The sequence below is a fragment of the Mangrovihabitans endophyticus genome, from assembly GCF_014646155.1.
In the GTDB taxonomy this organism is placed as follows: Bacteria; Actinomycetota; Actinomycetes; order Mycobacteriales; family Micromonosporaceae; genus Actinoplanes; species Actinoplanes endophyticus.
In genome coordinates this window covers 194093-218777 of record NZ_BMMX01000004.1, presented here as the reverse complement: position 1 = coordinate 218777, position 24685 = coordinate 194093, and the positions used below count along the sequence as shown (strand labels likewise).

The following is a 24685-nucleotide window of genomic DNA, read 5'->3' as shown; positions in this document are numbered from 1 at the left end:
GGGCCGCGCCGCGGGCGCACCGCGCTCGGTGCGCCCGCATGAGAACGACTATTCCGCGCCGAGGCGGGCCAGTTCCTCGTCGACGACCGACGGGTCGAGCTTCTTGAACACCGGTTTCGGCGCGCTCAGCGGCGTCCCGGCGACCAGCGGCACCGACTCCCACCGGGCACCGACCGTGTAATCGCCGGTCAGCACCGGGTACGACGGGCCGCCATCGAGGTCGTCCACCTCGATGATCGACGGCATCGGCGCGTGCACGCCGGTGCCGCCCAACAGCTCGTGCACCTTCTGCGCGGAATGCGGCAGGAACGGGGTGAGCAGGGTGTTCGCGTCGCTGACGACCTGCAACGCGACGTGCAGCACGGTACCCATCCGCGGCTTCTGATCGTCCGACTTCATCTTCCAGGGCGCCTGTTCGGAGAGGTACTTGTTGGCCTCGGCAACGACCCGCATCGCCTCGCCGATGGCGGCCTTCTGCCGGTGTTTCGCGATCAGTTCGCCGACCGTCGCGAACCCGCGGCGAGCGACCGCCAGCAGGGCCTCATCCTCCGCGGTCAGCTCACCCGGGGTGGGCACCGCGCCGAAGTTCTTGGCAGCCATCGAGACGGACCGGTTGACCAGGTTGCCCCATCCGGCGACCAACTCGTCGTTGTTGCGCCGGACGAATTCCGCCCAGGTGAAGTCGGTGTCGTTGGACTCCGGACCGGCCGCGGCGATGAAGTAGCGCAGCGCGTCCGGGTCGTAGCGCTCCAAGAAGTCGCGCACATAGATGACCACGCGCCGGGAGGAGGAGAACTTGCGTCCCTCCATGGTCAGGTATTCCGAGGAGACCACCTCGGTGGGCAGGCCCAACCGGCCCAGCGAGCCGGGCTCCCCGCCGCGGTCGCCCTCGCCGGAGTATCCGAGCAGGATGGCCGGCCAGATCACCGAGTGGAAGACGATGTTGTCCTTGCCCATGAAGTAATAGGCCGACGCGTCCTTGCCGTCGCCGTCCACCGACCACCACCGGCGCCAAGCCTCCGGGTCGCCGGAGCGCCGGGCCCACTCGATCGACGCGGAGAGATAACCGATGACCGCGTCGAACCAGACGTAGATCCGCTTGTCCGGCCGGTCCCGCCACTCGTCCAGCGGGATCGGCACCCCCCAGTCCAGGTCCCGGGTGATGGCCCGGGGCTGCAGGTCGTCCAGCAGGTTGCGGGAGAACTTCAGCACGTTGGGGCGCCAGTTCTCCCGCCGGTCGAGCCAGCGGGAGATGGCCTGGGCGAACGCGGGCAGATCGAGGAAGAAGTGCTCGGTCTCCACGAACTCCGGCGTCTCGCCGTTGATCCGGGAGCGGGGCTCGATCAACTGCTCCGGATCGAGCTGGTTGCCGCAGTTGTCGCACTGGTCGCCGCGCGCGCCGTCGTACCCGCAGATGGGGCACGTGCCCTCGATGTAGCGGTCGGGCAGCGTACGTCCGGTGGACGGAGAGATCGCACCCAGCGTGGTCTTGGGCACGATGTAGCCGTTGTCCAGCAGGCCGGTGAACAGTTCCTGGGTCACCGCGTAGTGGTTACGCGTCGTGGTGCGGGTGAACAGGTCATAGGACAGCCCGAGGCCGTGCAGATCCTGCACGATCACCCGGTTGTACCGGTCGGCGAGCTCACGCGCCGTCACCCCGTCGGCGTCGGCCTGCACCTGGATCGGCGTGCCGTGCTCGTCCGTGCCGGAGACCATGAGCACGTCGTGACCGGCCATCCGCATGTACCGGCTGAACACGTCGGACGGCACCCCGAAGCCGGACACATGACCGATGTGGCGCGGGCCGTTGGCATAGGGCCAGGCGACCGCGGCGAGAACGTGACTCATGGCTTCACAGCGTAGTAAGTGGCCCGGCCCCCTCGCGAACCCGTTGCGGTGACGCACTCGCCGACACCACCGGCTAACAAGTGATTTATCCGACACGCGGCTTTATGCGTGATCGACGGACCATCACGTAGTGCAATGAGGGCGTGACCCGAAACGCTCCCCGGACGCCGCCGGACGACGGCGGGACGTCGAAACCGCATCCCATCCCGGACAGCGCCTGGTCACGCATCGCCGACGAGCAACGCGAACGCGACCAGGAACTGGCCGAGGCATCGGCCCGACCGCGGCACCCGCGCCGCCGGGACACGCCGGAGCCGTTCATGGCGCGCCCACCGCTGCGCGCCGCCCACGACGCCGCCCCGGCGTTCTCCGCCGAAGCGCTGGACGCGCACGCGGCCGGGGTGCACGACGCCGATGAGGCCCTCTCCATGCCCGCCTACCTGGTGCAGGCCGAACGTGAGGCGCAAACCGAGGACGTGGAGACCGACGCGGCGGCACGGATGAGCGCGGACGTGGACAGCCGCGCCGCCGACGCACCGCCCGAGGCGGACCAGGCGGACACCGGGCAAGAAGCGGTCGAACACGGCACCGCCGACGTGGCACCGGCGCCGGACGCGAAGGCCGTACCGGCCGGGCGGCTCGCGCCCGCCGGCACCGAGCCCGCAGCGGCGGAGCACGATCACGACCGTCGCACCCGGGGCCGCTATCAGCCCCCGACCGCCGGGGGCGGGCCGCGACCCGAAGTTCCGGCCGCCGCCCGGACCGAGGCGGCGCCGGAAGCGTTGCAGGGCGAGATCGTGGACGCGGCGGACCCGCGCGTGGCGCGCACCGGCCTGGCCGCCATCGTCCACGCCGCCGCCGAGCACACCGGCGATGCCGCGACCGGGAACGTCAGCGATACGGGGAGCGTCGTGCCGGACACCGACGAGCCGACCGGGTCCGAACCGCTCGGGCATGAGTCGTCCGGATCCGACGGCGGCGAACGCCGGCCCGGCCCGGAGCAGCGTTCCGCCGACGAGCCGGAGATCATGATCCTGCCCGAGCCGAACCGTGCCCGGTCCGGCGGGGAGAAGAATGCCGTGCCGGGCCAGCCGTCCGGGTCGGCGCGCACCATGCGGACCCCGTCCGGCACCACGGCGTCCGGCGACGCACAGGCAACGGAGCGGCTCATCTCGCGGGAGCGGATGGAGAACCACCCGTTCTGGCTCACCGAGCAGGAGCGTGCCGCGGCCGAGGCATCCGGAGCACTGCCGGCGCGGGACGGCGCACCGGGCACCGGCCGCCGCGAACGTCCGGGACGTCGGCCGCGGGAGCCCCGCGGTCCGGCGGGCCTGGTCGGGCTGGTCGTGCTCGGTCTGGTCGCCGCCTTCTTCTCCTGGGTCAGCGCGGAGCCGTTCTGGCTGGCGGTCGGCCACGGGGTGGACGGTCGGGCCACCGTGGCGGAATGCGTCGGCTCCGGAGTCACGCAGCGATGCCACGGCTCGTTCATCAGCGCAGACGACCGTTTCGTGGTGACCGACGTGACGCTGCTCGGCGTTCCGGACGGCGAGCGCGCGCCCGGCTCGGTGCTCGACGCGCGGATGGTCAGCGTGGACAGCCGTCAGGTCTATGTCGGCGGCACCGGACTGCTGATCAATCTGCGGTGGACGCTCGGCTTCCTGTTGCTGCTGCTGTGCGGGTACGGCATAGCCGGGCTCACCGGTGCTCGTCAGCTCCGCACCGGCCGCACGCGGCGCTCCGCCGTGCTGATGAGCCTGGCCGGGCCGATCCTGTTGCTGCTCGGGTTCCTGGCCGCCACTTACTGAACCGCCACCCGTTACCGGCCGGTCACCGACTGGCCGGACCGATGGACCAGCTCGTACACCTCGCGGCGGCGCAGGCCATGCTCCCGCGCTGTCGCGGCGATCGCGTCCCGGCGTGACTCGCCCGCCTCTTCCCGAGCCGCCACCGCCGCGCGGACCTCGTCCTCCGACGGCGGTTCCACGGGACCGGCCGTCGCCCCCGCGACCACCACGGTGATCTCGCCGCGGGGCCGGGCGTCCGCCGCCCACGCCGCCAGCTCCTCCAGCGGCCCGCGGCGGACCTCCTCGTACGTCTTGGTGAGCTCGCGGCAGACGGCCGCCTCCCGCTGGCCGCCGAACCCCGCCACGAAATCGGCCAGGGCGTCCACGATCCGGTGCGGAGCCTCGAAGAAGACCAGGGTGCGCGTCTCCGCGGCCAGCTCACGCAGGCGGCTCCGCCGCCCGGAGCCGGACCGCGGCAGGAAACCCTCGAACACGAAGCGGTCGCTGGGCAGTCCGGAGAGCGCCAGCGCGGTGGTCACCGCGCTCGGCCCGGGCGCGGACGTGACCGGGAACCCCTCCGCGAGCGCCGCATGGACCAGGCGATAGCCCGGATCCGAGACGCTCGGCATGCCGCCGTCGGTCACCACCGCGACGGTCGCGCCATCACGCAGGGCCTGCACCAGTTCCGGCGTACGGCGTTCCTCGTTGCCCTCGAAGTACGACACCACGCGCCCGGCGACGGTGATCTCCAGATCCCGCGCCAGCCGGCTCAGCCGGCGGGTGTCCTCCGCCGCCACCACGTCGGCGGTCTCCAGCACCCGCCGCAGCCGCGCCGAGGCGTCCGCGATGTTGCCCAACGGAGCGCCGACGAGAACCACCCGGGCGTCATGCATCTCGAAAGTCCATCACATCGGGCTCGGAGCACCACCGCGTGGGCGGTCGGCCTACGATCGCGGGGTGACTTTGGCGACAGACACGGCACGATCGGAGATCGAGGACGACCCGACACCCGTCGGGGTCAGGGGCGTTCCCGACGCGGTGCGTCGACGGCTGTCGACTCTCGACAATTGGCTCAACCCGCATTCCTGGCTGGTCACCCTGGTGGTAGTGGTGATCGCCGGGATCCTGCGGTTCGTCCGCCTGGACCGGCCGAAGAACTACGTGTTCGACGAGGTCTACTACCCCACCGACGCGTGGGACATGCTGCACCACGGCGTGGAGTGGGACGAGAAGACCAACGGGCCCGCGTACGTCGTGCATCCTCCGCTGGGCAAATGGCTTATCGCCCTGGGCGAGATGGTGTTCGGCAACAACGAGCTCGGCTGGCGGGTGCCCGCCGCCGTGGCCGGCACGCTGATGGTGCTGATCCTGGTCCGGGTCGCCTACCGGATGTTCCATTCGGTGGTGCTGGCCGGCACCGCGGGGCTGCTGATGGCGTTGGACGGTTTCCACCTGGTGCTCTCGCGCACCTCCTTGCTGGACATCTTCCTCGGACTGTTCGTGCTGGCCACGTTCGCCGCGTTGGTGCTGGACCGGGACGCTTACCGGCGACGATGGCTGCGGGCCTTGGAGAGCGGTCACAACCCGGAGACGGCCACCCGCTCACCGGGCGGGGTGCCTTGGTGGCTGCTGGCCGCGGGGGCCCTGTTCGGGCTGGCCTGTGGGGTGAAATGGAGTGCCCTGTTCTTTGCCCCGTTCTTCGCCCTGCTGGTGATCGTGTGGCGGGTCGGCGCGCGGCGTTCCGCGGGCATGCGCCGCCCCTTCGCCCGGGGCATCGCGAGCGACCTCGGCTATCTGGTTCTCAGCTTCGTGCTGACGGTGCTGTTCTATCTGGCAACCTGGACCGGATGGTTCGTCACGAACACCGGATACTTCCGGCACTACCGGGCCGACAACGGCCTGAGCGAGCCGCCGGTGCTGGGTGCGCTGCTGAACCTGATGCATTACCACCACGAGGCGTACACGTTCCATAGCGGCCTCACCGAGAAGCACCCGTACCAGTCGTGGCCGTGGCAGTGGCTGTTGCTCGGCCGACCGGTCTCGTTCTCTTGGAACACCGACGGCAACTGCGGGGCGCCGCAATGCGCCGGTGAGGTGCTGTTGCTGGGGACGCCCATTCTCTGGTGGTCGTTCCTGCCCGCGCTGGCGGTCCTGGTCTGGTTCGGTATCGCCCGGCGCGACTGGCGCGCGTTCGCGATCGGCACCGGCGTGGTGGCCGGCCTGTTGCCGTGGTTCTATTACGCGATCGCGGACGGCCGCACGATGTTCTCCTTCTACGTGCTTCCGGCGCTGCCCTTCCTCATCCTCGCCGTGACGTACGCGCTCGGTGCCGTCATGACGCCGACGGAAGGCGTGACGAGCGGGCCGGGACGGAGCGAGCGGCAGATGACCGGAACCATCGTGGCCGGCGTGTACGTGCTGGCCGTGGCGGTGTGCTTCGCGTACTTCCATCCCATCTTCGTCGGTCAACTGATCCCGTACGAGGCGTGGCAGCACCGGATGTGGTTGGGCAGTCGCTGGATCTAGGCCCGGCCCCGCCGCCCACGCCGACCTTGGCCGCCACGCAGCTCTTGGACGAACCCGCAACGACCATTGCAAGCCTTTTCATGTTGCTGTGAAGCGATCGGCTCGCTCGGAGCACTCATCGCAATGGAGCGTCGCAGGCACACATCTGCACAATGGCGAGGACGCGGATGCCGCCATGCGACCTCAACACAACCGAAGGGCGCGACATCGCGAGAAAGAAAGCGCGCGCCCCGATCGCCAGCCACGGGGGAAGCGGGCGATAGGGGCGCGCTGGATAGCAGCGTAACGACGCGTGCCGGACTCACACAACGCCTGTGACTACTCAGTTTCGATGACCCTTTCGCTACATCAACGCCCCACTGTCATGATGCGGGCACGCTGAGCCACCAGGCAGCATCGCTTGCGACAAATAGGACATATTGCTATATTGCCTCAAGCATCGCTTTTCGCGTCAGGAAAGTTGCTCGCATTGAGGCACCCAATCAGTCGGAATTGCGACAGCAAATGGGTAAGGCTTTTCGCGTAACCTTTTGGCCCATCGAAGTGCGCTGCAGCTCAACGAGCCGCTTCCATCGAGTGAGACAACACCTCCCATCAGGTCAAATGTTCATGGTCGTCATTTCGGACGATTCTGTTCGGCGTTCCGCCGTCGTTCCATCGAGTGACTCCCGTCAAGATCGGCGCTGATGTTCCTAAGCTCGGCGAGTGACTTTGCAGGAGCCGAAAAACCCGCTATCCGCCGACCACGACATCCCCGACAGCACGCAGGTGATCGTCGTATCTGCGCCATCGCCGGTGTTCGTCGACTCGACCGGGCGGCGCCGGCGATTTCTCCGCCGACTCTCATACGCCTTCGGCGCGATTGTCATGATCTATAGCGGTCTGGTCAGCGTCAGTGTCGCCGGCGGACCCGTCAGCTCGAAGGCCGTGCTCCCCCTGCCCGACCTGGGGAGCAAGAGGAATGAGGACGTACGACCCGATCCTCCCCCGCCGGGCAGCACCCCCGGGCCGGTCGCCACCTCCCCGGCCGGCATGGTGATCGCCGGAGGGCTGCCGCGCGTCGCACCCTCCACACGCCAGGTTGCCGAGACGACGGTCGTCTCGCCGCGCCGGCGCTCCACGCCGCCCCCGTCCCGCACTCCCACCGCGAAGCCGTCCACGACCAAGCCGTCGACGACCACGCCGAGCGCGACGCCGTCTGCCAAGACCACGACCGCCACGCCCAAGCCGCAACCGAGCACGCCGCCGACCGTCACCCCACCGCCGACCGCGATACCGCCGCCGGCCCCGCAACCGCCGGCCCCGCAACCGCCGAAACCGCCCGTGATGGACGACTCCGCCGACGCCGGAGGCACCGGCGGTGGTTCCGCCGTCGATGCGAGTGCCGGGGGTGGCACCGGCACCGCGACCGGCGCCTCAAGCACCCGGTCACCGGCGGCCACGGTCGACATGACGGCCGCGACGACCAAGGCCCCCCAACCGCCCGCCGTCGAGGTCACCGCAGCCACCAGTCAATCCACCGCTGGTCGATCCACCGGCAGCCAGTCCACCGACGCCCCGTCCACCGGCGTCGTGGTTGCCGTGTCGGCCCGTGCCGACGACGGGACCGCAGCCTGATGGCGGCGCCGTCGCCACGTGTGCGTCTGCGGATACCCCGTCCGCGGGTGCTGATCGGCACGTTGATGCTGGTGTTGTTCGTCGCCGTGCTGATCGTGCAGGCGTACATCAACGCCGAGTTCACTGGCGACCATGTCGAATCCGAGATCGGCGACCAGAACGGTGTGCCGGCCGACATCCGCGGCGGCGGGCCGATCCTCAACACCACGGGCGGGCAGACGAGTTCCAACCGCCTGCCACCCCTCACCATCGCGCTCACCTTCGATGACGGGCCGGATCCCACCTGGACGCCGCAGATCCTGAAGGTGCTGGAGGAGAACGACGCACACGGCACGTTCTTCGTGATCGGCACCGAGGTCGCCCGGCACCCCGATCTCACCCGGCGGATCGTCGGCGGCGGGAACGAGCTGGGCCTGCACACCTTCACCCATCCCAACCTGCAACGCATCCCGCAGTGGCGGCGGCAGCTCGAACTGTCGCAGACGCAGTTCGTCATCGCACGCGCCGCAGGCGTGCAGACCCAGCTCGCCCGGTTCCCGTATTCGTCGCGCCCGAGCGCCATCGACGACGTCAACTGGAAGATCGTCAAGCAGGCCGGCGCGGACGGCTATCTGGTCGTCGTCAACGACTTGGACAGCGAGGACTGGCAACGGCCGGGGATTTCCCGGATCGTTCGCAACGCGATGCCGGCCGGTGACGACTCGGCGGTGGTGCTGTTCCACGACGCGGGCGGCGACCGCGCGCAGACCGTGGCCGCGCTGCGGCAGTACATCCCGATGATGAAGGCACGCGGCTATCGCTTCACCACCGTCACCGAGGGGCTCAACCTGGGCCTGGCGGAACGCACTCAGCGGCCGCCGCTGCCGGTGAACCCGCCGGCCGCGCGCGCCGACGCCTGGCGCGGCGGCGCCCTCATCTGGACGGTACGCCTCGCCGACGGCATGGTCTGGCTGATCGCCGGCCTGTTCCTGGTGGTGGGGCTGCTCACCGTCGGGCGCACCGCGTTGATGCTGCTCTTCGCCGGACGGCACGCCCGACAGCGCCGCAAACCGGACTGGAGCTGGGGGCCGCCGGTGACCGAGCCGGTGTCGGTGATCGTGCCCGCGTACAACGAGAAGGAAGGCATCGAAGCGGCCGTCCGGTCCCTGGCCGGCGGCGACTACCCGCACATCGAGGTGGTGGTGGTCGACGACGGGTCCACCGACGGGACGGCCGAGCTGGTGGAACGGATGGCGCTGCCGAACGTGCGCGTGATCCGGGTGCCCAACGGCGGCAAGTCCAACGCCCTCAACACCGGGGTCGCCCTGGCCAAGCACGACATCATCGTCACGGTGGACGGCGACACGATCTTCGAGCCGGACTCGATCCGGATGCTGGTGCAGCCGTTCGCCAGCCCGGCGGTGGGCGCGGTGGCCGGCAACGTCAAGGTCGGCAACCGGGGTAGCCTCGTCGCGGCGTGGCAGCACATCGAGTATGTGATCGGCTTCAACCTGGATCGGCGCCTGTACGAGGTGCTGAACTGCATGCCAACCGTGCCCGGAGCGATCGGCGCGTTCCGCCGGGTGGCGCTCGCCGAGGTCGGCGGGATCAGCGACGAGACCCTCGCCGAGGACACCGACGTCACCATGGCCCTCTGCCGGGCCGGATGGCGTGTCGTGTACGAGGAGCGGGCGCGCGCCTGGACCGAGGCCCCGGCCACGCTGGAGCAGCTATACCGGCAGCGATACCGCTGGTCCTACGGGACCATGCAGGCGATGTGGAAGCACCGCAAGGCGCTCACCGACACTGGCGACTCGGGCCGGTTCGGCCGCCGCGGGCTGCCGTTCCTGGCCCTGTTCGGGGTGGCGTTGCCGATGCTCGCCCCGGTCGTCGACATCATGCTCGTGTACGGCCTGGTGTTCTGGGAGCTGAATGAGACGCTGCTGGCATGGTGCGGCATGCTCGCCCTGCAACTGTTCACCGCGGCGGTGGCGTTCCGCCTGGACCGGGAGTCGATGCGCCCGCTGTGGCGGTTGCCGCTGCAGCAGTTCGCGTACCGGCAACTGATGTACCTGGTGCTGATCCAATCGGCGACCACCGCCTTGACCGGAGGCCGGCTGCGCTGGCACAAGTTGAACCGGGCCGGGTTGCCCGGCACGGCCTCGGGCACCGACACGGTGCCCGACCACACGGCTTTCCAGAACACGGCGCCCGGGGACGCGGCGCCCGGGGACACGGCGCCGGAGACCGTGGAGCGGGACGTGGAGACCACCCTCGCCGACGTGGCCGCCGAGGCGCCCACGCAGATCATGGCGGGCCAGCAGATCATTCCGGGCCAGAAGGTCGCTCCGCAGGTGGACAGTTGGCCGCCGACCTCGCCGCTGCCCACATCACCGCGGCACCCCGCGGGCGGGCGCGCGGTTGCCCGGCCTCCGGTGCCCGCTCAACCGGAACCGGTGGAGAACACGTACTTCGAACCGCGGGACATGCCGACTGCCGGTGCGCCACCGGACGGCGAATCCCCGGGGCGGATACGCCTGGGATGAGCACGCCGGCCCCGCTTCGCGAGTGATCTGCAGCCACTCGCGAAAGCGGGGCCGGTGCCGTCCGGGGCGCCGTCCGCGGATCAGACGCCGACGAGGTCCACGCGCTGGTCGGGAGTCATGGACGGAAACGCCACATGCAGCGTGGTGCCATCGCCGGGCCGGTCGCTCAGCGCCACCGTCGCGTGGTGCGCATCCAGGATCTTCTTCGCCGCCACCAGCCCGCTGTCCGGTCCGGGCTCACCCGGCGAGCCGGCGATTGCCCCGTAGTACAGGTGCGGGAACAGGTCCGGCCGCATGCCGTCGGCCAGGTCCAGGTCTTCCAGGCGCAGCGTGGGCACGGGTTCGGCCTCCATCTCCACCCGCACCCGACCGCCGGACGGGGTGTACTTCACCGCGGCGAACAGCAGTTGGGTGAGCACCTGCTCCAGGCGTACCGGGTCGGCGGTGATGTGCAGCGCGGGACCGCCCGTCTGCTCTCGCAGGGAGATCCCGCGGGCCACCGCGATCGGGCGGACCGCCTCGACCGCGTCGTGCGTCAGGGTCCGCAGGTCGGCGCTGCGCATGTGCAGGTTCTCCATGCCCACGCCGGTGTCGGCCACCGCGGTGAGGTGGCCCAGCAGGTCGGACAGGCCGTGCACGTGGGCCGCCGTCGCGCGGCCGACCAGATCCGCCAGTTCCGGATCGTGGTGTCCGGTCCGGCCGAGCGCGTCGAGATAGACCGACATCCGGCGCAACGTCGACTTGAGATCGCCGCCGATCAGCCCGGCAAGGTCGTCCTTGCTGCGTTCCAGCACCTGCAGACGTGCCGTCGAGTCGGTCATCGTCGTGCCGCACCGGCGCAGTTCCATCTGCGCGACCGCCTGCGCGGCCAGGGCACGCAGCGCCTGGAGTTGTTCGGTGCCGAGGCGGCGCGGCTGCGAGTCGAGCACGCAGAGCGCGCCCACCGCGAACCCGTCCGTGGTGACCAGCGGCGCGCCCGCGTAGAAGCGGATGCCCCCGTCCACGGTGACCATCGGATTGCCGGCGAACCGGGCATCCTCCCGCGCGTCCGGCACCACCAGCAGGTCGCCGCCCAGGATCGCGTACGCGTCGAGGGAGAGATCGCGCGAGGTCTCCATCAGGTCAGTGCCGGAGCGGGCCTTGCACCACTGTCGTTCGGTGTCGATCAGGCTGATCAGCGAGACGGGCACGTCGCACACGCGGGCGGCGAGCGTGACGATGTCGTCGTAGTCCTGCTCGGGCTCGGTGTCGATGACATCGAGCGCGTGCATTGCGGCGAGCCGAGCGGTCTCGTTGCCTGGAGTGGGTGCTTTCATGGGGTCACCTCCGAAGCTGACTTTTAAGAGGTACCACGTAAAAGCCACGAGATTCTCATTTCCGGCAGGTTGCCTCCCGCCCGTACGCGAGGCAGGCTCGGACCATGGCAACAAACCTCGCGGCGGTCCTGCACGGCATCGGTGACCTGCGCATCGAAGACCGGCCCATGCCGACACCCGGCCCCGACGAGGTCGTGGTGCGGATCGAGTCCGTGGGCATCTGCGGCTCAGACGTGCACTACTACGAGCACGGCCGGATCGGTGACCATGTGGTCCGGGCGCCGATGGTGCTCGGCCACGAGTCCTCCGGCGTCGTGGTCGAGCCCGGAGACTCCGCACTTCGGGCCGGGCAACGTGTCGCCGTCGAGCCCGGCGTCCCCTGCGGGCGTTGTGACCAGTGCCGCCGCGGGTCGTACAACCTGTGCCCGAACGTCGCGTTCTTCGCCACACCGCCGATCGACGGGTCGCTCGCCCACTTCGTCGCGGTCAACGCCGCCTTCGCACACCCGGTGCCCGACGGGTTGTCCGACGACGCCGCCGCCCTGATCGAGCCGCTGTCCGTCGGGCTGTGGGCCAACCGCCGAGCCGGCACCGGCCTCGGATCCCGTGTGCTGGTCACCGGCGCCGGACCGATCGGCGTGCTCTGCGCCCTCGCCGCCCGGGCGGCCGGGGCCGGATGGGTCGGCCTGGCCGATGTGCACCCGGACCGGCTCGCCGCCGCCGAACGGTTCGACGCCGACGAGGTGATCGACGCCCGCAACGACGTCGACTACGCCGCTTTCCGGCCGGACATCCTGCTGGAGTGCAGCGGTGCCCCGCCCGTGGTGACCGCCGGCGTGCGCGCCCTGCAGCCGCTCGGGCACGCCGTACTGGTCGGCATGGGCCCCACCGCGGAACAGAACCTGCCGGTCTCCCTCATCCAGAACCGGGAACTCACCGTGACCGGCACTTTCCGGTACGCCCACACCTATCCCGATGCGATCGGGCTAGCGTCGTCGCGGCGGATCGACCTCGACGCGCTGGTCGGCGCCCGGTTGCCGCTAAAGGACGCGGAGGCGGCGCTGAAAATGGGGCACACCGATCCGTCGGTGCTGAAGACCGTCGTCCGGGTCCAGGACTGAGCGGCGTGCTCGGCCGCAGCTCACGACATACGTCTTGTTCCAGCGTTCCCGACACTACGTCCCACCGGTGTGGCCGCCGGAGGACGGGCGTCAGCAGATGATGATGCACGTCGACATCGAAGTCCCGGACCTGACCACGGCGGTGGCGGACGCCGAGTCGCTGGGGGCACGCTTGGCCGACACGCAATACCAGGACGACGTACGCGTCATGCTGGACCCGGCGGGCCACCCGTTCTGCCTCTACCGAGAGACGCCAAACCCCTGAGAAGCAACGCCACCGCGACACCGCAGGGGGAACAAACATGGCCGGAACAGAGCCTGCCCATGGATGCGCCTGGGTGGAGCTGAGGGGATTTGAACCCCTGACCCCCTCGATGCGAACGAGGTGCGCTACCAGTCTGCGCCACAGCCCCTTGGCCCCGAACTCGAAGCCGCAGCAAGGCTAGCAGGTCGCCGGGCGCGGCAGCGAACCGGATCCCGGCGCGCCGGTCACGCCGTGTGGGAAGCCCCGCGACCGCCTGCTTCGTACGGCCGTCCGCGCAGTCCGCCCCGGCGACGGTAGGACACCGAGCCGCCGTTCGTGGCCGCCGGCGCGTCGCCGTCCAGGCCCATCGCCGCCCGCCGTACGGCCTCCTTCTGCGCCGCCAGACGCCGCTGCGCCTCCCGACGGGCCGCCGCCCGGCGGGCCTGGGCACGCCGCACATCCGCCTGCCGCGCGGCGAGCCACGCCGCCTCGCGTGCCTGCGCCCGGCGCCGGCGACGGTCCGCGAGTGCGCGGTTGCGCAAGTGCACCAAGTACACGACCAACAGGGTGGCGGTGGCCGCGAAACCGATCCAGAATCCCGGTCCGACCGCGAGCACGCCGATCAACTCGATGATGTTGAGCAGCAGCAACGCCGCGAAGACACGGCGACGCCGGACCACGGCGGGCGTGTGCCGACGTGCCGGGATGTGCCGGACCGGACGACGCCCAGTGACCAGGCGCAGGCGCCGCCGGGGCGGTGCCGCGTCCCCGGACGGAGGAGGTACCGTAACCGTCACCTCGCGTCCGGGGTTGACCGGACGGCGGCCAGGCACGGTTCGGCGCCGACGGTGGCGCGTCAGCACCCGTGCCGTCGACAGCGCCCGCTCCGCGACGAGTCGCTCCGTCGCGTCGTACCGGCGCACCAGTGCCGGCGCGAGCGCGAGCAGCCCTGCCGCGGTGAGGACAGCGAGGAGCACCGAGGTGGGCACCTCACCCCTCCCGTCAGCCTTTGCGGCTCCCCTGACATGGGCACGGGGTATCGCCGCTGGTCCCAATCACCCAGAGACTAAGCGTCCGAGCTGCGCAAATGCGCGCGCCGCGCCGGGATGGACCGTGCCAGATGATCAGATATGCCGGGTTCGCCGCGGTCCTCGGCGTCAGCTCGCGGCGGCCCGCAGACGGCGCCAGCGCGCCAACAGGCCGCCTTCCGCGGCGACCTCCTCGCTCGTCATCGCGTAACCGAGATGATCACGCCAGGCGCCGTCGATGTGCATGTAGCGCGGGTGGTACGCCTCCTCACGGAAGCCGAGTTTCTCCACCACGCGGCGGCTGGGTCGGTTCTCGGGGCGAATGTTCACCTCGACGCGGTGCAAACCTCCCGGCCCGAAGGCGTGATCCACCGCGAGTGCCAGCGCCGTCGGCATGATGCCGCGACCGGCCACCCGGGAGTCGATCCAGTAACCGGCGTACGCGGAGCTGAACGCACGCCGGACGATGTTTCCCAAGTTGATGTGGCCGACCAGGTTCTCCCGACCGTCGTCGGTGCGCAGGCAGACGGCGAACGGCATGCTTTCGCCCCGCCGCGCGGCCCGGCGCATGTCCCGGTAGGCGTAGAGGTAGGCCCGCGCCGAGTTCATCTCGGCCCACGGTCCGGGTGGCGCCGATTCCCAGGGGGTCAGCCATTGCTGGTTCGCGATGCGCACCTCCGACCAGCTTCCGGCGTCACCGCGCCGGTAGGGGCGCAACACGACGGGTCCGTCTGCCAAGACGACGGGCCACCCGGTCGTGGAGCCCAGCATCATCGCCTCCGGTCGAGGAGCAGCACGTCGACAGTCGACCCGGCAGCGGCCGAGGTGACCCGCTCGCCCAGCACGAGCAGGCCGTTGGCTCCGGCAAGGCCGGAGAGAGTGTACGGCCCACCGGCCAGCGGTTGCACGGTATGTCCGCCACCACGGCGCTCGGACACGTGCGCGGGCCGGAATTCGCGCAGCCCGCCGGGGGACGACACGGTCTCCAGCAGGTGCGCCTTGACGCTGCGCCGGAACATCGGTTCGGCACCGGCCAGCAACTGGATCACCGGCCGGGCGAGCACTTCGAAGCCGATCAGGGCGGCGCCCGGTTCGCCGGGCAGGCACACCACCGGGACCTCCTCGCCACCGACCGTGCCGAATCCCAGGGCGGTGCCGGGAGACAGCGCCACGTCGGTGAAGTCCACCACCCCGCGTCCCGCGTCGCGCCGGGACAGCACCCGGCGCAGCATGTCGCCGGGGCCGTTGCCGGTCCCGCCGGTCGTGATGATCAGATCGGCTCGGAGGGTCTGGTCCTCCAGCAGGCCGCGCAGCCCTTCCGGGTCGTCGTCGCAGATGCCGATCCGGTACGCCAGGGCACCGGCCTCCACGGCGGCGGCGGTCAACGCGTGGGAGTTGGCGTCCACCACCTGCCCGGGTTGGCTGGGGCGGCCCACGTCGACGAGTTCGTCGCCGGTGGCCACCACGATCACGCGCGGGCTGGGCCGGACCACGACATGCCCGATGCCGGCCGCGGCGAACACGGCGACCAGCGGCGGGGTCACGTACGTTCCGGCCGAGGCGAGCATCTGCCCGACGGATACCTCGTCACCGGCCCGCCGCAGCCCGGAACCGCGGCGGGGGGCGTGCAGGATCTCCACCGCCGCCATGCCCTGATCGGTCCAGTGCACCGGCACGACCACGTCGGCCCCGATCGGCAGCGGCGCCCCGGCCGCCACCGAGAAGCAGGTGCCCGGCGTCAGGCGTACCGGCCGCCAGCTCGCGGCGCCGAGGTCGCCGACCACGTTGAGCCGCACCGGTCGGGGGCCTGACTCCAGACGGCCGAAAGACGGGTGCGAGCCGACGCGGCCGGCCGCCGCGAGATCTTCCCAGCGCGCCGCGTAACCGTCGATCGCGGCCTGGTCAAAGGCCGGGAACGGGTGCGGTGCCAGCACGTCGACGGCGAGGACGTTGCCGTGCGCCTGGGTGAGGTCGAGGTCGAGCGGAGGCAGCGCGCGGAGCCTGCGCAGCACGCTGCCCAGGTACTCGGCGAGAGGCATCAGCTCGTTGGCGGCCGCCTCGGCATCGGCCGCGGCGGTCATCCCTGCTGACTCTTCACGAACTCGGCCAGCCAGCGCACGAAGTCCGGCCCGAGGTCCGGCCGCTTCGCGGCTAGCTGCACCACGGCCTGCAGGTAGCCGAGGGGCATTCCGGTGTCGTAGCGGTGCCCGCGGTAGATGACCGCGTGCACCGGGGTGCCGTCCGCGAGCATCTGCGCCATGGCGTCGGTGAGCTGGATCTCGCCACCGCTGCCCGGCTTGGTGGCGGCGATGGTCTCGAAGATCGCGCCGGGAAGCACGTAGCGTCCGAGCACCGCGAGGTTGCTGGGCGCCTCTTCCGGGGACGGCTTCTCCACGAGTCCCGTCACCTCGACGATGTTCTCGCCCAGCGACGACGGACGCACCGAGGCGATGCCGTACCGCGACGTCTCCGACGCGTCGACCTCGATGAAGGCGAGCACGATGCCGCCGGTCCGCGCCTGGAGGTCCAGCATGTCGGGCAGCAGGGGCTGCGCTTCGTCGACGAACTCGTCGCCCAGCAGCACCGCGAACGCGTTGTCGCCGACATGCGATGCCGCCACGCCGACCGCGTGGCCGAGGCCGAGCGGCTCACCCTGCCGACAGGTGTAGATGTCGGCGAGTTCGCTCGTGCGGCGTACCGCCGCGAGACGTTCCTCGTCTCCCTTCTCCTCCAGCCGGGCCTCGACGTCGGGACGGCGATCGAAGTGATCGACCATCGATGTCTTGCCGCGTCCGGTGACGAGCAGGACATCGGAGATTCCCGCGGCAGCGGCCTCCTCGACGATGTACTGCAACACCGGGCGATCGACAACCGGGAGGAGTTCCTTCGGCACGGCCTTCGTGGCCGGCAGGAACCTGGTGGCCAGCCCGGCCGCGGGGATGACCGCCTTCACGGCCCGACGGCCGGTCGCGTTCACGTTCGTCGTCATAGTTCTCGGTCACCGCACCTTTGCTTGGATCGTGCCCGACATGCCGCGAGACTATCCGCCACCGCGTATCCGTGACGGCTGCGGCCCTGCGGGCGCGACAGGGACCTGATCGAATTGCCCGGCTCCGGCGTCCGCCGAACCTCGTTCAGCCAGCCGGTACGTGTCCCGGCCGGCCTTCTTCGCGGCGTAGAGCGCCCGGTCCGCCGCCGCCAGCACCTGCTGCACCGACCCACCATGATCGGGATAGACGGCGACGCCGATCGACACGCTGATCGCGATGGCCTCGACCGGTTGCCCATCGTCTTGCCCATCGTCGGACTCCACCCGGTTCGGCGAGATCGGCACCGGCACGTCTCGGATCGCGGCGCCGATCCGCTCGGCAACCGTGACGCCGCCGTAGGCGTCGGTTTCCGGAAGCAGCGCGACGAACTCCTCGCCGCCCTGTCGGAAGGCCAGGTCCACCTCGCGCAGGCCGGACCGGACCCGGCGCGCGAATTCCGCGAGCACCTGATCCCCGGCGGCATGCCCATGGGTGTCGTTCACGCTCTTGAAGTGATCCAGATCGAGCACCAGAACCGTGAGCATGCGCCCGAACCGGCTCGCGCGCTCCACCTCCCGCCGCAGCGACTCGTGCAGGTAGCGGTAGTTCCACAGGCCGGTCAGCGGGTCGGTGAGCGAGAGGCGCTGCGCCTCCTCGTGCACCCGCACGTTGTGCACCGCGACGCCGGTCTGCGCGGCGAGCGTGCGCAGCGTCAGCTCGTCGGCGTCGTCGAACTCGTCCGCGCCGAGCCGGTCATAGAGGGCGAGCACCCCGAACACCTGCGGCGAGGCGGTTGACGCGGCGTTGCCCATCGCGGCCGGGACGTCGGCGGTGGGGGCGCAGATGGGCACGGCCAGATAGGAGCGGCAGCCCGGTTCGCCGCTGTCCGCGGACAGGTCGCCGCCCCTCCCTCGGCGGGCCGTGCCGTGGGCTGCCACGCCGCCCAGCACACCGTGGCCGAGCGGCACCCGCAGCCGGCTCAGCTCGGATTCCGGCACCGCCCATCGACCGGCCAGACCCTCGGCGCAGCGGGCCACCAACTGGTGGCCGGAAGCGTCGGTGAGCAGCACCACCCCCGCTCGCGCGCCGGCCACGGACATGGCGGTCTGCAGGATGAGCCGGAGGATCCGGGCGAGGTCGTGGGTGCTGGACAGGGTGTCGCCCAGGACCGCGAGGTGGCCGCGCATCTGATCCCGGCTGGCGGTCAACGCTTGCACGTACGACTGCAGCCGCTGGGTCATGCGGTTGAAGGACCGGGCCACCCGGCCCAGTTCGTCGTCGCGTGCGATCGGCACGCGGGTGGCCAGTTCACCACCGGCCACCCGGTCGGTGGCGTGGGCCAAGTCGGCCAGCGGCCGGGTGGTGGAGCTCGCGAGCCAGCGCGCAACCACCGCGGTCACCGCGGCAACGAACAGCACTATCCCGGCAAGAATGGCATAAAGGTCGTGCTGCCGTGCGGCCGGCACCGAGACCGCCAACGGAAGCGGCTGACCGGCTTCGGCGGGCAGACGGCACACGTACCGTCCGCCGTCGTCGGTGCGGGCCGCAACCGCCGGCAGGCCGCCGGCCGCCGAATGACCGGCGGCGATCGCCACCCCGGAGCGGGCACCCGGAGCGATGCTGCTGTGCACTGCCGAGACGCCCGTGCCGTCTCCGGCCAGCAACGTCACGTCGCTGCCGCTGGAACCGGCCAGCCGCTCGACGAACCCGGCGTCGACTAGCTGCCCCGCGAGCACGGCGTGGTCACCTGCGCCGGAACGCGCGAAGATGGCCACGACGCCGCTGTCCGCCGGTGCGGCGCAGTCGCGCCACTCCGCCGTAATCTCCTGCGCGCCGTTCTCATCGGTCCGGATGTCACTGGCCAGACCGCGCCGCGTCAGTTGCTCCGCGGCTGCGGCACGGTCGTCGACGGGCAGCGTCGCGACGGCGTCCGCAACCGCTTGGAGCTGTCGGCACACCGCGCTCATGGAGGTGCGTACCGTGGTGGCGGCGTGCGCCAGCCGGTCCAGTGCGCGGTCTCGACTCACGGCCGTCACCGTGATGCCGACGAACAGAGCGCCGAGGAGCACCGGGCCGAGCACCACCGCAAGGAAAGCGGAAGTGAGTCGGCCACGCAGCGTCACGCTACCTCCCGGGGGCGGCCCTCTTTGCAGCGATGCTGACATAGTGTGCGCCGTTTGCCGGTTTTAGACAGGGGGTGTTGCATGCCGGATTTCGCCCACGAACGGAACGACGTCCGCACGGTCAAGACTGCTCTAAGGAACCGCCTGATTACAAGGCGTCGCGGAATTCTGCCGGAAGACCGCCGGGCAGCGGCGGTCACTGTCCGTGCCGCCTTGGGCGACCTGGTCGCATCCCTGCGCCCCTCGTGGACCGCGGCATACGCACCCGTGGGGAGCGAACCGGGCGGGCCCGACCTGCCGGACGCGCTGGCCTCCATGACACGACTACTCCTTCCCGTGCTGCTTCCCGACGGTGATCTGGACTGGTCCGAGCACCACGGCGGATGGACGGCCGGCCCGTACGGTCTGCGTGAGCCAACCGGTCCCCGGCTTGGCCCCGCGGCGGTGACACGAGCCTCGCTGGTGGTGGTGCCGGCACTCGCCGTCGACCGAGCAGGGCTGCGGATGGGCCGCGGCGGCGGGTCGTACGACCGAGCACTGTCACGCCTGGACGCGCTCGCGAGGAATCACACCGGACCACGTACGGCCCCGTTCGTGGTCGCGTTGCTGCACGACGGCGAGCTGCTCGACGCGGTCCCGGCCGAGCCGCACGACCGTCGTGTGCACGCGGCCATCACGCCCACGGAGGGACTCACCCTGCTGGGTTCGCGGGCCGAGTAGACGAAATGCGGTCCGGTGACGGATCATTGGCACTCGGAGATGGCGAGTGCCAATCCCAGAGTACTCAACACCTGTTCTTCTCTGACCGATACACGCGGAGGACCCGTGCCCACGTATCAGTACTCCTGCACCGAGTGTGGCGAGCCGCTTGAGGCGGTGCAGTCGTTCTCCGACCCGGCGTTGACCGAGTGCCCGGCCTGTGGCGGCCGTCTGCGCAAGGTGTTCGGCTCCGTCGGCGTCGTTTTCAAGGGCTCCGGCTTCTACCGCACCGACTCGCGCTCCTCGGGCTCCGGCAAGGAGGCGGCGAAGAACGGATCGGACAGCAAGTCCGAGTCGACATCCTCGAAGGAGTCGAGCGACAAGTCCGCGGCATCCTCCACCTCCCCCTCGTCCGGAAGTTCCAACTCATCCGGAAGTTCCAACTCGTCGGGGAGTTCCGGCTCGTCGGGAAATTCCGGCTCGTCCAGCACGAGCAGCGCCAAGGCCGGCGCCGCCACCTCCTGAACCGCTCGTCCTTCCTACCGCTACGACCTCCCTCGCCGAGCGTTATCCACAGTCCGGCTCTGTCCACAGGCAGATCCATCGCCGGGTGGACGCCGGCCTAACGTTCTCCCCTGTCGACAAGCGGAGATCGGCCGACGACGGAGATCGACAGAGGAGCGGAGAGCGGGGGGTGGGATGCGGTCGTTCAACAGACGATCGGGCGACGACCCGGACGGTCGGCTCGACCCGGTGCGATGGCGCAGGCCCGGGCGCAACGTGCTGCTGCGTTCCGGGCTGGTCGCGGCGCTGCTGACACTGGCGGCCTTCATCGCCTGGTCGGGCACACCCCCCGAGCCGACGAGGTGTGCGCGACGATCCCCCGCGCCATCCGCGGGGCACCCGTCGGGGCGGGCCGAGGCCCGGCCGGGCGCATTCGCCCCGGCCACCGACCGCACCGATCACCCCGCCGTGCCGCCCGGCACCCTGGGGGTGCCGGTGCGCTTGGCGGAGCCGGCCGCCCTGGCCATGGTCCGGCCCGGCGACCGGGTCGATCTGCTCAGCCTCGATGAACCCGACGGAGAACCGACCGTCATCGCCACCTCGGCGCTCGTGCTGGGCACTACCGACGCCGACGATCCGGCGACCGGCGGGCTGCTGCTGGCGCTGACGCCAAGCGGGGTCACCCGGGCCGTGCCGGCGCCCGGTCGGAGCTTCGCGGTGGTGCTCCGCCCGGCGTGAACGCGCCGACGGCAGTTCAGGACCAGTGCGGTGGCCGGTCCTCCCACAGCCTGTCGTCGTTGGAGTCGGTGCGCTCGCCCCATCCACGCTCGGTGTCGTCGCGGGTCTGCTCGGGCAGCAGGGGACCGTCGTCGACATCGAAGTCGACGGTGCGCTCGGCGTCCGCATCGTGGTCGGGCTGGTCCAGGATGTCCACGGTAAGAGCGTAGGCCGCGTCGGGACGGGTCGTCTTCCCCCGCTCGCTGTACCGTCGGTGAACGTGAGCACCCCCACTGGTGTCCCGGACGATGACGCTTACTGGCGGCGACCGGAGTCTGAGCCGCCCACGTCGCTCCCCCGACCGGCAGCACCGCCGCCCGAGCCGTCCCCGGCCTACTCCGGGCCGCCGCGGTCCAGTCCGCCGCCTCCCGGTTGGCGCCCACCGATGGTGGCCCATCCCCCGCCTCCGAGGCACATGCCCGGTCAGGACATGGATGCGTTGGACGACGCCGAGGGGTCGGCCCGGACCGTCACCTACGGAGTCGGACTGGTCGCGGGGGCGATCGTCCTGCTGCTGATGTGCCTGCTGTGTGCGCGGGCCGTGCTCTAGGCCGCAACCCGGGGTTTCTCAGTGAACCTGTTTCAACGCGGTGAGGTCGGCAGATGCCGCCGCTGGTCGACGGCGCGCAACCGACGGGCTCGATGCCAGGTTGACAAGGTTCAGTAGGTGCCCCAAACCGCGGTCGCGCCGGAGTCGCCGGTGCGATAGACGTAATAGCCGGAAACCACGGCGAGCGCCACCGCCGCAACGGCGAGGACGATCTCGACGACGCGTGGCATGGTCTTGGTGCGCCGTGCTCGCGCCACCGCCACCATGAGGAGCGTGACCAGGCCGAGCGCGAGGGAGAACCAGAACGTCATCGAGCCGTAGCCTTCATGATCAGTGAGAATCTCCAGTCCACGGCCGCTCAAGCCGCGTTCCCGGAGCCGGTCCAGCAACTGCTCACCGGATTCCTTGGCCACCAGCGTCGTCACCGGGGTGAGCACCGCCAGGATGGTGACCGCCCACCCCACCCTGGGTCGCCACGGGATCACCATCGCATAAATCACCGAGCCGACGGCCAGCAGCGGCACGAACACCACCGCGGCGTGCACCACGAGAGCATGGACCGGCAGCCCGCCAATCTGGTCGAACACGTTCGCCTCCTCGATCATGGGTCGACCACCGACCCGGGGCCGGCCCGTCCGCTAGACACGGAGCAGCCCTGCTATGGCCTACGCACGCGGACACTGTCCGGTTCAGCACACTGTCCAGGAACGGCCCGGTCGCCGCCACCGTTGCACGTGATCGCCGTGCGGAGCGAGCATGCGCGCCGATCTCCCGGGTTGGAGTCTCGCGTCTGACGTGCTGTCATGGACGAATGTCTGACGGTGCCGACCTGTTGCGCGCACGGGGCCTGCGGGTCACGCGCCCGCGCCTGGCCGTGTTGGAGGTGCTGACCCGGGGCGGCCATCTGGAGGTCGACGACATCGTCCGGCGGGTCCGCGATCGACTCGATTCGGTCTCTGTTCAGGGTGTGTACGACGTCCTGGGCGCGCTGTCCCAGGCCGGCCTCGCCCGCCGCATCGAACCGGCCGGCCGGCCGGCGTTGTTCGAGGCCCGGGTCGGCGACAATCACCACCACATCGTCTGCCGCATCTGCGGCACGATCGAGGACGTCGACTGCGCGGTGGGCGCCCGCCCGTGTCTCGACCCGGGCTCCGTCACGGGGTTCGTGGTGGACGAGGCCGAAGTCACCTTCTGGGGCCTGTGCCCACGATGCCAAGCGCCCGGCGAGCAGCCGAACTGAACAAGTTCAAAATTCGTGGCACCCTTGAGGCATGGACGCTGCGCGGGACGTCGGACTTTTCGGCCCTGATTCGGTGACCTGGAAACTGCATGCGGAGCCCATCCTCCTCATCGGCGGGATCCGGTCGCTCTACCTGCAGGCACTGCACCCGCGCGCGGTGGCCGCGGTGGCGCAGAACTCGCAGTACCGCTCCGATCCGTGGGGCCGCCTCAACCGCACCTCCCTCTATGTCGGGACGGTGGTCTACGGCAGCACCGCCGAGGTCGAGGCTGCCGGGGCACGGCTGCGGCGCCTGCACGCCCGGATGTCCGCCGTCGACCCGAGCACCGGTGAGCGGTTCCGTGTGGACGAGCCTGACCTGCTGCGTTGGGTACACGTCGCCGAGGTGGAGTCGTTCCTGACCACCGCCCGCCGCGCCGGTGTGTCGCTGACCGCGGAAGAGGTCGACCGCTACTACACCGAGCAGCTACGTGCCGCGGCGATCGTCGGGCTGGATCCGGCCACGGTGCCCGCCACCGCGTCGGAGGTGGCGGATTATTACGCCGACATGCGGCCTCACTTGGGCCTGACCCGCGACAGCGCGGAGACCGCGCTGTTTCTGACCGTGCCTCCGGTGCCGGACAACTGGGGCTCTCGAGCTCTGCGACTGAGCCTGACGCTGGGACCGGCGCGGTGGGCCTATCTCGGCATCGCGGGGACCGCGCTCGGTCTGCTGCCGCCGTGGGCCCGCCAGATGTACGGCGGTCCGGGCTGGCGGACCACCGACGTCACGGCTGATCTGTCCGTCCGCGGCATGCGCCTGCTGCTCGCCTCGGTGCTGGCGGCCATGCCGGAGCGATACCGGGTGCCGCCGATGCGCAAGGCGGCCCTGGACCGCGCCGCACTGACCTAGGCCGACTGCTGACCGGGCCATGGCCTCCTAGCCCATGGCGGCCCACGGTTCCTTGGCCGGACGGTCGGTGCCGGCCGGACAGTTGCGCCGGAAGTCACACCAACTGCACAACGTCCCCGGGCGCACCGGGAACTCGGCGTCCGGGTCGGCGCCGGCGGCCACCGCCTTCTCCGCCGTCATGATGTCTCTGGCCGTGTCCTCGGCCCGGGACATCTGGCGAGACAGCGACTCCTCGGTGTGCTCGTGCGCGGCGACGGTTCCGCTCGGCAGATGGTGCAACTCGACCCGGTGACATGGGCGCCGGAAAGTGCGCTGAGCGGCATAGGCGTACAGCGCGAGGGCCTGGGAGCCGCGAGCGTCGTCCGCGGTGGGCTCGAAACGGCCGGTCTTGTAGTCCACGATCACCGCCTCCGGCCCGGAGGGACCGGGACGGGCGTCGATGCGGTCGGCGCGACCGTTGAACGCCAGCACGGAGGTCTTGGTCGCCACCACCCGCTCGATGCCGAGCGGCTCGTCGGACGGATCCAGCCCGGTCACATATGACTCGACCCAGCCGAGCGCACGCCGGTAGGCGGCGCGCTCCTGCTCGGTGTCCCGGAACCCCTCACCCACCCACGTCGCCTTGAGCAACATCGGCAGCTCGGCCACGGCGCGACGGTCGCTCGGCAACGCGTACCAGTTCCGCAACGCGGTGTGCACGCTGGCACCCACCGAATTGTGTGCCCACGGCGGCCCCTTCGGCGGGGACGGCCGGTCCACATAGGCGTATCGATATCGGCGCGGACAGTCCGCATAGGTGCCGAGCTTGCTCGGTGTGCAGACGAACAACCGCTCGGGCATCCCGGCGAAGCCCAGTTGCTGA

At 70.5% G+C, this 24685-nt stretch carries 21 protein-coding genes, 1 tRNA gene and 2 pseudogenes; 11 read left to right on the top strand and 13 right to left on the bottom strand.

Annotation, left to right across the window (positions count from 1 at the left end; all coding sequences use genetic code 11):
* Positions 1-48 precede the first annotated feature (48 nt).
* The gene (gene metG / locus IEY73_RS08720) at positions 49-1848 is read right to left on the bottom strand and encodes a methionine--tRNA ligase (RefSeq protein WP_189078584.1); all 1800 of its coding nucleotides are present in this window, start codon (positions 1846-1848) and stop codon (positions 49-51) included.
* 143 nt (positions 1849-1991) lie between these two features.
* Here metG and IEY73_RS08715 point away from each other — a divergent pair, with 143 nt between their 5' ends.
* Entirely contained in the window at positions 1992-3653 is a 1662-nt protein-coding gene (locus IEY73_RS08715; RefSeq protein ID WP_189078583.1) for a hypothetical protein, read from the top strand.
* 11 nt (positions 3654-3664) lie between these two features.
* On the opposite strand, the gene rsmI is transcribed toward IEY73_RS08715, so the two are convergent.
* On the bottom strand, positions 3665-4525 hold the full coding sequence (rsmI, locus tag IEY73_RS08710) for a 16S rRNA (cytidine(1402)-2'-O)-methyltransferase (protein WP_189078582.1): 861 nt from the start codon (positions 4523-4525) through the stop codon (positions 3665-3667).
* A gap of 16 nt (positions 4526-4541) precedes the next feature.
* Between rsmI and IEY73_RS08705 the strand changes: the two genes are divergently transcribed.
* The 3 genes from IEY73_RS08705 (at position 4542) to IEY73_RS08695 (ending at position 10300) form a co-directional block, all read left to right on the top strand.
* Positions 4542-6158 carry a dolichyl-phosphate-mannose--protein mannosyltransferase gene (locus IEY73_RS08705; RefSeq protein ID WP_373292759.1) on the top strand — a complete coding sequence of 539 codons (1617 nt, stop codon included), beginning with the start codon at positions 4542-4544 and terminating at the stop codon, positions 6156-6158.
* 705 nt (positions 6159-6863) lie between these two features.
* Complete coding sequence (locus IEY73_RS08700) at positions 6864-7775, top strand: hypothetical protein (protein WP_189078580.1); 912 nt, start codon at positions 6864-6866, stop codon at positions 7773-7775.
* Entirely contained in the window at positions 7775-10300 is a 2526-nt protein-coding gene (locus IEY73_RS08695) for a bifunctional polysaccharide deacetylase/glycosyltransferase family 2 protein (RefSeq protein ID WP_373292755.1), read from the top strand. Before IEY73_RS08700 ends, IEY73_RS08695 begins: the two co-directional genes overlap by 1 nt.
* 80 nt (positions 10301-10380) lie before the next feature.
* Here the strand turns inward: IEY73_RS08695 and IEY73_RS08690 are convergent, their stop codons facing one another.
* Positions 10381-11616, bottom strand: a complete 1236-nt coding sequence (locus IEY73_RS08690) for a GAF domain-containing sensor histidine kinase (RefSeq protein WP_189078579.1) — start codon at positions 11614-11616, stop codon at positions 10381-10383.
* Positions 11617-11720: 104 nt separating this feature from the next.
* Between IEY73_RS08690 and IEY73_RS08685 the strand changes: the two genes are divergently transcribed.
* Both IEY73_RS08685 and IEY73_RS08680 read left to right on the top strand, forming a co-directional pair.
* Positions 11721-12737: an NAD(P)-dependent alcohol dehydrogenase gene (locus tag IEY73_RS08685; protein ID WP_189078578.1), complete on the top strand. Its 1017-nt coding sequence runs from the start codon at positions 11721-11723 to the stop codon at positions 12735-12737.
* Between the two features lie 22 nt (positions 12738-12759).
* Positions 12760-13002: pseudogene (locus tag IEY73_RS08680) on the top strand (VOC family protein); the annotation flags it as partial.
* A 74-nt stretch (positions 13003-13076) separates the two neighbouring features.
* On the opposite strand, the gene IEY73_RS08675 reads toward IEY73_RS08680, so the two are convergent.
* The 6 genes from IEY73_RS08675 to IEY73_RS08650 form a co-directional block, all read right to left on the bottom strand.
* A tRNA-Ala gene (locus tag IEY73_RS08675) sits at positions 13077-13150 on the bottom strand.
* A 76-nt stretch (positions 13151-13226) separates the two neighbouring features.
* The gene (sepX, locus tag IEY73_RS08670) at positions 13227-13970 is read right to left on the bottom strand and encodes a divisome protein SepX/GlpR (RefSeq protein ID WP_229715677.1); all 744 of its coding nucleotides are present in this window, start codon (positions 13968-13970) and stop codon (positions 13227-13229) included.
* 168 nt (positions 13971-14138) lie between these two features.
* Entirely contained in the window at positions 14139-14780 is a 642-nt protein-coding gene (locus IEY73_RS08665) for a GNAT family N-acetyltransferase (RefSeq protein WP_373292754.1), read from the bottom strand.
* Positions 14780-16090 carry a molybdopterin molybdotransferase MoeA gene (locus IEY73_RS08660; RefSeq protein ID WP_189078574.1) on the bottom strand — a complete coding sequence of 437 codons (1311 nt, stop codon included), beginning with the start codon at positions 16088-16090 and terminating at the stop codon, positions 14780-14782. Before IEY73_RS08660 ends, IEY73_RS08665 begins: the two co-directional genes overlap by 1 nt.
* Complete coding sequence (locus IEY73_RS08655; protein ID WP_189078573.1) at positions 16087-16998, bottom strand: UTP--glucose-1-phosphate uridylyltransferase; 912 nt, start codon at positions 16996-16998, stop codon at positions 16087-16089. Before IEY73_RS08655 ends, IEY73_RS08660 begins: the two co-directional genes overlap by 4 nt.
* Positions 16999-17049: 51 nt before the next feature.
* Complete coding sequence (locus tag IEY73_RS08650) at positions 17050-19161, bottom strand: diguanylate cyclase (RefSeq protein ID WP_189078572.1); 2112 nt, start codon at positions 19159-19161, stop codon at positions 17050-17052.
* 81 nt (positions 19162-19242) lie between these two features.
* Between IEY73_RS08650 and IEY73_RS08645 the strand changes: the two genes are divergently transcribed.
* Both IEY73_RS08645 and IEY73_RS33460 read left to right on the top strand, forming a co-directional pair.
* Positions 19243-19881: a 5-formyltetrahydrofolate cyclo-ligase gene (locus tag IEY73_RS08645; RefSeq protein ID WP_189078571.1), complete on the top strand. Its 639-nt coding sequence runs from the start codon at positions 19243-19245 to the stop codon at positions 19879-19881.
* A gap of 39 nt (positions 19882-19920) precedes the next feature.
* Positions 19921-20079: pseudogene (locus tag IEY73_RS33460) on the top strand (FmdB family zinc ribbon protein); the annotation flags it as partial.
* Between the two features lie 62 nt (positions 20080-20141).
* Here the strand turns inward: IEY73_RS33460 and IEY73_RS33455 are convergent.
* The gene (locus tag IEY73_RS33455; protein ID WP_229715690.1) at positions 20142-20363 is read right to left on the bottom strand and encodes a hypothetical protein; all 222 of its coding nucleotides are present in this window, start codon (positions 20361-20363) and stop codon (positions 20142-20144) included.
* 196 nt (positions 20364-20559) lie between these two features.
* Between IEY73_RS33455 and IEY73_RS08635 the strand changes: the two genes are divergently transcribed.
* Entirely contained in the window at positions 20560-21102 is a 543-nt protein-coding gene (locus tag IEY73_RS08635) for a hypothetical protein (protein WP_189078569.1), read from the top strand.
* Between the two features lie 16 nt (positions 21103-21118).
* On the opposite strand, the gene IEY73_RS08630 is transcribed toward IEY73_RS08635, so the two are convergent.
* Complete coding sequence (locus IEY73_RS08630; protein ID WP_189078568.1) at positions 21119-21298, bottom strand: hypothetical protein; 180 nt, start codon at positions 21296-21298, stop codon at positions 21119-21121.
* 503 nt (positions 21299-21801) lie between these two features.
* Positions 21802-22278: a DUF2231 domain-containing protein gene (locus IEY73_RS08620; RefSeq protein WP_189078566.1), complete on the bottom strand. Its 477-nt coding sequence runs from the start codon at positions 22276-22278 to the stop codon at positions 21802-21804.
* A 224-nt stretch (positions 22279-22502) separates the two neighbouring features.
* On the opposite strand from IEY73_RS08620, the gene IEY73_RS08615 reads away from it, so the two are divergent.
* Both IEY73_RS08615 and IEY73_RS08610 read left to right on the top strand, forming a co-directional pair.
* Positions 22503-22931, top strand: coding sequence for a Fur family transcriptional regulator (locus IEY73_RS08615; RefSeq protein WP_189078565.1), 429 nt, complete (start codon positions 22503-22505; stop codon positions 22929-22931).
* 31 nt (positions 22932-22962) lie between these two features.
* Entirely contained in the window at positions 22963-23823 is an 861-nt protein-coding gene (locus IEY73_RS08610) for an oxygenase MpaB family protein (RefSeq protein WP_189078564.1), read from the top strand.
* A gap of 27 nt (positions 23824-23850) precedes the next feature.
* On the opposite strand, the gene IEY73_RS08605 is transcribed toward IEY73_RS08610, so the two are convergent.
* On the bottom strand, positions 23851-24663 hold the full coding sequence (locus IEY73_RS08605; protein ID WP_189078649.1) for a RecB family exonuclease: 813 nt from the start codon (positions 24661-24663) through the stop codon (positions 23851-23853).
* Positions 24664-24685: the final 22 nt, after the last annotated feature.